At 66.7% G+C, this 7,459-nt stretch carries 5 protein-coding genes and 1 pseudogene; 4 read left to right on the forward strand and 2 right to left on the reverse strand.

Annotated features, from left to right (window positions below; translation table 11 throughout):
• Positions 1 to 506: 506 nt before the first annotated feature.
• The gene (locus tag U9979_RS09955) at positions 507 to 2,165 is read right to left on the reverse strand and encodes an FAD-binding protein (RefSeq protein WP_322779139.1); all 1,659 of its coding nucleotides are present in this window, start codon (positions 2,163 to 2,165) and stop codon (positions 507 to 509) included.
• Between the two features lie 870 nt (positions 2,166 to 3,035).
• Here U9979_RS09955 and U9979_RS09960 point away from each other — a divergent pair.
• Positions 3,036 to 3,770: pseudogene (locus U9979_RS09960) on the forward strand (reverse transcriptase domain-containing protein); the annotation flags it as partial.
• Positions 3,771 to 4,430: 660 nt separating this feature from the next.
• On the forward strand, positions 4,431 to 4,997 hold the full coding sequence (locus U9979_RS09965) for a group II intron maturase-specific domain-containing protein (protein ID WP_322779141.1): 567 nt from the start codon (positions 4,431 to 4,433) through the stop codon (positions 4,995 to 4,997).
• A gap of 346 nt (positions 4,998 to 5,343) precedes the next feature.
• Here the strand turns inward: U9979_RS09965 and U9979_RS09970 are convergent, their stop codons facing one another.
• Positions 5,344 to 5,808 carry a MerR family DNA-binding transcriptional regulator gene (locus U9979_RS09970; RefSeq protein ID WP_322779142.1) on the reverse strand — a complete coding sequence of 155 codons (465 nt, stop codon included), beginning with the start codon at positions 5,806 to 5,808 and terminating at the stop codon, positions 5,344 to 5,346.
• Positions 5,809 to 5,871: 63 nt separating this feature from the next.
• Between U9979_RS09970 and U9979_RS09975 the strand changes: the two genes are divergently transcribed.
• Both U9979_RS09975 and U9979_RS09980 read left to right on the forward strand, forming a co-directional pair.
• Positions 5,872 to 6,585 (forward strand): class I SAM-dependent methyltransferase, encoded by a 714-nt coding sequence (locus U9979_RS09975; RefSeq protein ID WP_322779143.1) that lies wholly within the window; start codon positions 5,872 to 5,874, stop codon positions 6,583 to 6,585.
• Positions 6,586 to 7,094: 509 nt separating this feature from the next.
• Positions 7,095 to 7,459 (forward strand): winged helix-turn-helix transcriptional regulator (locus U9979_RS09980; protein WP_322779144.1); only part of this gene is annotated, 365 nt, incomplete at its 3' end.

Genomic DNA, 7,459 nt, shown 5'->3' on the forward strand with positions numbered 1-7,459 from the left:
GTCTCCGGGCACCTGAGCCGGGGCCTGCGGTCGTGACATCGCCTCCAGCGGTGATTACCCTCCGTTACTACCTGCCGTCCTGGGGTGCGGGTGGGATGCGGCTAGAACGATGCGCACCGGCTGACGATGGCCGGTCCGCCCGCCCACCCCACACGGCCACCGCGGCGTGGGGATCGGACGTTCACGGCGCAGTCAGGGCCGACGGCGGCGCGGCGGATGTGAACATGGCGACGGGGCCAGCGGCCTGGTGTCTGTGGGGACGTGTCACGAATTGCGAGCTGGGCTCCGATGAGCGCGGGTTCGGCGTTCGCCGCCGGCATCGAACCGGGTGCCGGCGGTCGCCGTGGTGTGGACGGGATCCGCCGCACCTCCATCGCTATCCTTCCCTATGGACAGGGAACCTCAAGTTCGCTGTCCACGGAAGCGGGATCGCTCCAGATGTCCGGCTCGCGAGTTCGTGGACTTCGGCGTGCACCCGCGTCGAACGGTCCGCTCGTCGAGTGAGGTCAGTGTGCGGCGCCGACGGTCTGCAGGCTACGGCTGCCGACGCGCTCGCCGATGTCGCGGCCGGCGAGGTAGCCGAAGACCATTGCCGGGCCGAGTGTGCCGCCGGCACCGCCGTACGTCATTCCCATGGGGGAGGCCATGGCATTGCCGGCCGCGTACAGGCCCTCGATGACGTTGCCGTCGAGATCGACCACGCGCGCCCGCGTGTCGGTCTTCGGGCCGCCCTTGGTGCCGAGCATGCCGCTGAAGACCTGGATCGCGTAGTACGGCCCGGTCTCGAGAGGCCCGAGGGACGCCCGCGCGGTGCCGTCGCGCAGCGTCGGGTCACCCCACCACTGGTCCTGGGCGCTCTGGCCGCGGTTGAAGTCGAGATCCTCGAGGTTGCGTGCGTTCGTGTTGAAGCGCTCGACGGTGTTCTCCAGCGCATCGCCTGGGATGCCGAGCTTCTCGGCCAGCCCCCGGAGCGTGTCAGCGGACGTCATCCAGTCCGTCGAGGCCTGCTCGGTAGCGCCGAGGCCTCCGGCGAAGCCGTACTTGTCGAGCCAGTTCTGGTCGAAGACCAGCCAGCAGGGCAGGTTCTTGTAGACGCCGAGGCTGACGTCCTGTTCGTGGAACGCCGCGCCGAAGGCGTTGTAGTTGGCGGCCTCGTTGGTGAAGCGCTTGCCGGTCTTGTTGACCATGATCGCGCCGGGCAGCGTGCGCTCGTAGGTGAGGATCTGCTGGCCAGTCGCGACCAAGTTCGTCGGGACCTCGATCATCGGCATCCACCACGCCTCGGGCATGTTCGCGATCATGGCTCCGGCGCGCATCGCCATCTTGAGCCCGTCGCCCGTGTTGGTCTCCACACCCACGGTGTGGCTGGCGGGCCCCCGCAGGAACGCCCGCTTGAGATCCTCGTTGTGCTCGAAACCGCCGGTCGCGATCACGACGTTCGGCGCGTGGACCTCCTTGCGTCCCGAGGCGGTCTCGAAGACGACGCCGGCGACGCGACCGTCCTCCATGATCAGGTCGACGCCACGGTGGCCGGTCTGCGGCTGCACGCCCCGGTCCAGGCACGCCTTCAGCAGCCGGCCGCCGAGCGCTAGCCCCATGCCGCGCTCGTCGTTGTCGATGCGACGCTGCATCTCCTCGGGCGTGATCTCCTGGGGGACCGGCTGGCCGAGCGTCGTCTGGCCGATCGTCAGGTGATAGGTCTGGTAGTACGGCGGGATGTGCACCCGGTCCTTCCACGCGCCCAGTTCGCCGTACGGGAACAGCGGGGTCTCGAGCGACCGGCCGCCCTGTGGCAGCCCGCCGTCCTGCTCGGGGTGGTAGTCCGGGAAGTCGGCCACCGCGTAGAACTGCACCGGCGTGCGGTCATGGAGGTAGGAGACCATCTCTGGACCGCGGTCGACGTATGTCTCGACCATCTCGTCGGAGATCGTGCCGTTGGACAGCGCCTTGAGGTACGTGACCGCCTTGTCGCGCGTGTCGCCCTTCTCCGGCGGCTGGTGCTGGTTGAGCGGGATCCAGATCATCCCGCCGGAGTACACCGTGGTGCCTCCCACCGTCTCGCCCTTCTCGAACAGGCCGACTCGCGCCCCCTCCTCCGCCGCGACGGCGGCCGCGGTGAGTGCGGCTCCACCGGTTCCCAGCACGATGACGTCGTAGTCGTCCATCCCTCGCCTCTCGATTCTGCCCTCGACGGATGCGCCATGGGATCCTGCATAGGCTTATTTCTCCTGAGGAATAAGTCAAGACTCCAGTTGAGCTTGGCTCAGCTCCGTCGCACCCCTTGGGCTTGCGTCTGTTCAGGTGGACAACGGCAGGCTCAGGTCGAGCCAGCGAGCCAGCGAGCCAGCGAGCCAGCTGGTCGCCGGCTCCGGCGGCGGCCGAACCGTCAGGACCGACGGTCGCGATATGGGCCTGTAGAAATAACGGCTCTGCCGAGATTCCGGTTTGCGCCACGAGGCGCTGTGTTTCGAGTGGAGGTGGAAGACCTTCGCCTTCGGCCTGTCGCAGCAGGTCGGGGTAGCTGAGGGCAGCCCGATCCGGGTGGTGCCGGGGAGGGTGGGAGCAGCCCTGACAAAGCCGGGACGTGTCAGCACCGCCAGATGGCGCGGGTCCGGCGAGCGAGACGGAGAGGAGTACGCGAGGAACCGGCGTTTACGTCCCTCAACCTTGGCACCGGCTCCAACCTGGTGGATATGGGCCGGACGCAGTGCGTCCCTCTGTTTACCGTTGCGGAGGGAACTCCGGTGAGGTTTACAGAAGCTGACCCGGAGGCCATGGGGAAGGTCTGCGGCGTACCCATGGCGAAGCTGCTGGGACACAGCCGGGCTCCTACTCCGACAAACGAAGCACAGTGAACGTGGGAACCACCTCGCACGGGTTCCCGGCCGGGTAGGCAGCCAGCCGTCCGTCCGGGATAGGCGCACCGACTGCCGAACCGGTGGGGTGGGGCGGAGCCGCCGTAGTACTCCGAGCCAGGGAGAGCCTGTGCACATGGGGAAGGGCGGCAGCGGTATCGAGAAGGGATGGATACTGTGATGCCGGAAGATGCACCGCCGAATGGCGGTGCGCCGTGCGAGGGCGACCGTGAGGTCGCGCTCGTGCGGGTATCAGGGATGCAGGACAAACTTCACCGTTGGGCGGCGGTTGATCCTGGCCGCCGGTTCGATGACCTGTTCAACTTCGTGTATGACCCGGCGACGCTGATCGTGGCGTTTGCCCGGGTCGCGGGCAACCAGGGTGCCCGGACCGCCGGGATCGACGGCCTGAAGGTCGCCGATATCCGCGAAGCCGGGGTGCCCGGATTCCTGAACGACCTGCGTGCCCAACTGAAAGGAGGAAAGTTCCGGCCGTTGCCGGTACGGGAGCGCATGATCCCGAAGCCGGGCGGTTCGGGGAAGGTCAGGCGGCTGGGAATTTCGACGGTCGCAGACCGGGTCGTTCAGGCCGCGCTGAAACTGGTGCTGGAGCCGATCTTCGAGGCTGACTTTGAGCCCGTGTCGTATGGCTTCCGGCCCCGGAGGCGGGCTCAGGACGCGGTGGCCGGGATCCACTTCTACGGAACCCGGGGTTATCACTGGGTACTGGACGCGGACATCGAGGCATGCTTCGACGAAATCGGGCATATCGCTTTGATGGACCGGGTCCGGCGGCGGGTCAAGGACAAACGAATCCTGGCGCTGGTCAAGGCGTTCTTGAAGGCCGGGGTCCTCACGGAACTTGGCGAAAACAGAGAGACGCACACCGGCACGCCGCAAGGGTCCTTATGTTCGGCTGAACATAATCCACCTAATGCGCAGCGCTGGATTATGCGCAGCGTCGGCCTGTCGGCCCTGGTGAGGGGCGGGGCCGGGGGTCGAGCGGTGCGCATAACTCCCTGTCGGTCGTGGAGTCTCAGAGGTTGGCGAGCCAGTTGATCAGTCCGGGGTCTTGGTTCCATTCGGGCAGGTCGTCGGTGACGATGTCGGTGTAGACGGCTTCGAGGGCTCTGCGTTTGGCTTCGGTCGAGGCGCGTGCGCAGATTTCGGTTGTGGACAGCCCAACTCTGCGTCCAAACCCGACACCAGAGCAAACAAAGTCGCCATCACAGCCGACCTCCGATCATGCGGGCCCGGCACCATGCCGAACTCTTGATCAGAATCGTCGGCGCGTTATGCGCAGCGCTCGATCCCCAACTGCGTCCTCACCAGGCCCAGCAGGCCAACGCTGCGCATAACCCAGCACTGCGCATTAGGTGGAATTCTCTCTCCGTTGTTGGCTAACGTGGCTCTGTCAGTGCTCGACGAGCATCTGCACGACCCGTGGAAGCCCGGCGGAGCGATGTCCACCGACTATAAGCGGGGGCGCAGGCGAGAGCAAGGGCTTCCGACGTGGCGGCTGGTCCGTTACGCCGACTTATGCCGAGCTCGGCATAAGCCGACGACTGGTGCCTGATGGTCTACGGCACCAGGGCGGACGCCGAGGCCCTACGGGAGGAGATCGAGAGGGTGCTGTCCACGATGGGCCTGCGCCTGTCGCCGGACAAGACTCTCATCACCCACATCGAGACGGGCCTCGACTTTCTCGGCTGGCGCATCCAGCGTCGCCGCAAGCGAGGCGCCAACCGGTACTACGTCTATACCTATCCGGCCAAGAAAGCGCTTCAGGCCGTGATGGCGAAAGTGAAGACGTTGTGCCGGCAGGTCGGCACGAACCAGCCGCTCGATGCCCTGCTGCTCCGGCTCAACCCGGTGCTGCGGGGCTGGTGCGCCTACTTCCGACCAGGGGTGTCGTCGGCCGTCTTCGGTTACCTCAGCCACTACACGTGGCAAAGGGTCTGGGGATGGCTGTATCGCAAACACCCGCGATCTACCTGGAAGGAGATCCGACGCATCCACTGTCGCGTCGGGTCATGGCCGGCCAGCGAGGACAGGATGCTGTTCAACCCCGAGAAAGTGGGCACCACCCGCTATCGCTATCGGGGCACAGTCATCCCCACTCCCTGGCCGACCGCGGGATGAGAAGAACATGTAACCCGCCGGGATCTGTGGAGAGCCCGGTGCGCTGAAAGGCGCCCGCCGGGTTCGGGAAGCGGCTCGGGGAAACGGATCGGCCGAAAGACCGACACCGCGCCCCGGGCCGACTTCACCAAGGTTGTAGGGATCAGGTTTGGATGAGCATGCGGGCTCGTACTTGAGCAGTGCATGAGCAGTGAGCGGGGTACTTGAACATTTACGCCTCCCGGTCACTGCCTGTGATTCCCGGGGGAAGTCGCGGTTCACGAGAGTAGGCTGCCCGGATCGTGCCGGTCTCCCGGACGTTTCCGATCGCAACCCGGCCGACTCCCCGCAGGTCACCGGGCGGCCTTCACGCGACTCCCGGCGATTCGTGGAACCGTTGGCCGTGCAACTGCTGGTGGGACTGTGACAGTGGCTGGCCGGCGAGCCGGGCGGTGATACCGGCGTTGAAGTTGGGGCATTGCGTGATGTCCTCGTGGGGGCAGCGCAGCCCGTGCCTGATGGCCTCGCGGGCGGCCTGCGCCCTGGCGATCTGCTCGTCGAGTTCCGCGAGCTTGCGCTGTGCGAGCTGCCTCCAGCCAGGCGTGCCGTCGCGCGGTGCCATGAGGGCTTTCTGCTCGGCGAGGGTGAACCCCGCGTCGCTGTAGAGCAGGATGGCGGCCACGAGCCTGGCCGCCGATTCGGGGTAGCGGCGCTGCCCGGAGATCCTGACCGGCGGGGGGAGCAGGCCGAGTTCCTCGTAGTACCGCAGGGCCGAGGTGGTGACTCCCGCGCACCGTGCCAGCTCGCCGATGGTGAGCAGGCCGCCGGGCATTTTGACTTCAGGTGCACTTGAAGCCGTTGACTGCCGGCCATGGGAACACGACATGAGGGAAGCATGCCACCACGGGCAGTGAAGCGGGCAGTGATCGCGGCGGTCGAGTACGGGGTCGCGCGTGCCGGGATAGCCGCCGTGCGCGCCCTGGACCGCGACGTCATCGGCCAGGGCCATCATCCCCGGGGCGCGGCCGGAAGCGTGACCGGCTGGGTGTTTGCCCACCGCCCGTCCAACCGGCAGCGCAACCGCTGGGTGGTCTCGCTGCTCGGTGTGCAGCCCGCCGACCAGGTCCTTGAGATCGGCTTCGGTCCCGGCCTGGCGGTCGCGGAACTGGTCCGCGCCGGCGCAGATCACGTGTACGGCATCGACCATTCCGGTGTGATGCTCCGGCAGGCGTCCAGGCGCAACGCTGCCGCTATCCGGGCCGGGCGGGTCACCCTGATGAGGACTTCGGTCGATCAGATTCCGTCCGCTCTCGATGGTCCCTTCGACGCCATCCTCGCCGTCAACTCCCTCGGGTTCTGGCCCGCACCGGCCGAGCGGCTCGCCGAACTGCGCCGGCGACTCGCGCCCAGCGGGCGCGTTGCCATCGCGTCCCAGCCCCGCTGCCCCGGAGCCACGGCGGACACGTCCCGCAAGGCCGCCGACGAACTCGAAGACCTGCTGAGAGACGCCGGCTTCACGCAGATGAGGACCGAGACCCTGCGCCTCAGCCCGCCGGTGGTCTGCGTCCTCGCCGCCAGCCCAGCCCCGGACACCAGTCACACACCGTAAATATGATCGCGGCACCTAATGCTCAACTACCCGAACCGGCCCTGCCCGAACATTGCTCAACTACATGCAAAGCCCCAGGCCGCGCTGCTTATATATATCCGATCCCTACACAGGTTGTAGGGTTCGGGTCTACTGGGCCTTTCGGCAGGGTAGTTGGCCAGTACGGGCCCGGGACGTGCGGGCGTCCGTCAACGTGATGCTTGTCATGCGATCCCTGGATGCCACCGGAAGCTCAACGCGATGGTCTCGTTGCTGGCCACGCTGTCGCAGGTATACGGCGCGAACGGCGCCTGTAGAGCTCGTCGACGACCGGCAATCCGCACGAGAGGCACACGTGGTGGGTTATCCGTTGTTGAGGTGTTCTCTGTCGTATAACGCCTACATCGGTCATTCTGGGTGCTTGACCTGTCGCACAGATGGACTTCGATCTCCCTATCGCGGCGAGACAGTAGCGCTGCGAGGCAGAACGAAGCGACATCGACGCGACCTGTTGCTGGCCCGTGGTGGAGGTGAGCGCGACGAGCGACGTCACGATCTCTGACGATGACTGGGGCAGTCTGCTCCACGATCTGCGGGGCCTGTTGAACCCCGTGTGGCTGCCGGATGTGCTGGTGGCGCTGTCGGCGGGACTGCGCCCGTATACGGGCCTGTTGCAGAGCATCCGGACCGCGGGCACGCCACGCACCCGTCGCTGGCCGCGACCGATCATCCGCGACGCGGTGTTGTACCGGACGCTGCGGTGGATGGAGCAGCGTGGGTTGGTCGAGCACACGCGGGAACGCCAGTTCCCGTTCTCCGCCTCCTACCGGCTCACTGCGGCGGCGCAGGAACTCCTGGCCCTGTCCGTACCGCTGGCGGAATGGGCCGCCCGCCA

It is taken from the genome of Protofrankia sp. Cas4 (genome assembly GCF_963555915.1).
Taxonomy (GTDB): Bacteria; Actinomycetota; Actinomycetes; order Frankiales; family Frankiaceae; genus Protofrankia.

Coding starts and splice junctions, on each gene's coding strand:
- U9979_RS09970 (WP_322779142.1), bottom strand. CDS start 5,808: ATGCCCGGCGGCCTGCTCACCATCGGCGAGCTGGCACGGTGCGCGGGA.
- U9979_RS09975 (WP_322779143.1), top strand. CDS start 5,872: ATGCCACCACGGGCAGTGAAGCGGGCAGTGATCGCGGCGGTCGAGTAC.
- U9979_RS09965 (WP_322779141.1), top strand. CDS start 4,431: ATGGTCTACGGCACCAGGGCGGACGCCGAGGCCCTACGGGAGGAGATC.
- U9979_RS09955 (WP_322779139.1), bottom strand. CDS start 2,165: ATGGACGACTACGACGTCATCGTGCTGGGAACCGGTGGAGCCGCACTC.